The organism is Vibrio scophthalmi LMG 19158 (assembly GCF_000222585.1).
Classification (GTDB): domain Bacteria; phylum Pseudomonadota; class Gammaproteobacteria; order Enterobacterales; family Vibrionaceae; genus Vibrio; species Vibrio scophthalmi.
Genome location: NZ_AFWE01000028.1, coordinates 1 through 1,292, shown reverse-complemented (window position 1 = coordinate 1,292; position 1,292 = coordinate 1). Strand labels below are relative to the sequence as shown.

1 protein-coding gene is annotated in these 1,292 nt (G+C 43.7%); it reads left to right on the top strand.

Features of this window, described 5'->3' with window-relative positions; translation table 11 throughout:
• The first annotated feature begins 95 nt into the window (after nucleotides 1-95).
• Nucleotides 96-1,289 (top strand): ISL3 family transposase, encoded by a 1,194-nt coding sequence (locus RH88_RS01085; RefSeq protein WP_081467347.1) that lies wholly within the window; start codon nucleotides 96-98, stop codon nucleotides 1,287-1,289.
• Nucleotides 1,290-1,292 lie beyond the last annotated feature (3 nt).

The following is a 1,292-nucleotide window of genomic DNA, read 5'->3' as shown; positions in this document are numbered from 1 at the left end:
GGTTCATCGCGGATTAGCGGGAACTTGAAACAAAAACGGTAGTAAGTGATATGGTTTAGTCGCCAAACAAAAATCATACACAAACTACCGTTTCCATGCCGAATCATACTTTCCTATCTTCATTCTGGGAAGGCTTTCAAATAGTAAAGTCTCACCAGACAGCATCACTTATTACCCTTACTCTTAAACCTAATTCTCAGGCTAAATGCCGTTGTGGTCTTGAGGCCGAAGCTATCCATGAGTATCAATGGCGTCATGTAAAGGAAGCCATGCTACTCGGTGTTCCTGTTGAACTTTCCGTTCAAACACGAAGGATTAAGTGTCGCGAATGCGGCATAAAAACAGAGTCTCTATCTTGGTTAGAGCCTTATGCTCGTATAACAAAGCGCCTAAAAAGCTATATAGAACAACTATTACCTCTTCTCCCTATTAAGCATATATCCCAGTTAACGAGCGTTCATTGGCACACCATTAAAGAGATAGATAAACACCGACTTAGACAAGCTGTACCACCAGTAAAATGGGAAGATCTAAGGCAACTCGTTATGGACGAGTTCGCCATCTTCAAAGGACATCGTTATGCCACGGTCATCGCTGACGCTAAAACTCACCAAGTCATTTGGATAGGATTAGGTCGGAGCCGCAAAGACATACGGCCGTTCTTCGAGCAGCTAGGTAAGCGTGGGATAAATATCGAAGCCGTTGCGATGGACATGAACACGGCTTTCGATCTTGAAGTTCAAGCGTACTGCCCGAACGCAAAAATCGTTTACGACTTATTCCATGTTGTCGCTAAGTTCGGCCGTGAGGTGATGGATAGAGTTAGAGTCGACCAAGCCAACAAACTCAAGCAAGATAAAAAAGCGAGGCAATGGGTGAAGCGTTCACGCTGGGTGCTGCTGAAAAACAGGGGCAACTTAAATACACAGCAAGATAGCTATCTTACTGAAATATTGAATATCAATAAGGACTTAATGACCACTTATATACTCGGAGCACAACTCAAAGAGCTTTGGTATTGTGAATCAGAAAGGCACGCTAAGGGGCTCTGGGACGCGTGGTGGGAACAAGTGCAAGAGAGTGGAATTAAGCCATTAAAAGAGTTCGCACGAAAACTCAGTCCTTATCTTCACGGGATTATCGCATCGGCTAGTTATCCGTTAAATACATGCACACTTGAAGGGATAAACAACAAGATAAAGCTAATTAAGCGAATGGGGTATGGTTATCGAGATACAGACTACTTCTTCTTGAAGATAAAAGCGGCTTTCCCCGGAAAGCCGCGATGAACC

Coding starts and splice junctions, on each gene's coding strand:
- RH88_RS01085 (WP_081467347.1), top strand. CDS start 96: ATGCCGAATCATACTTTCCTATCTTCATTCTGGGAAGGCTTTCAAATA.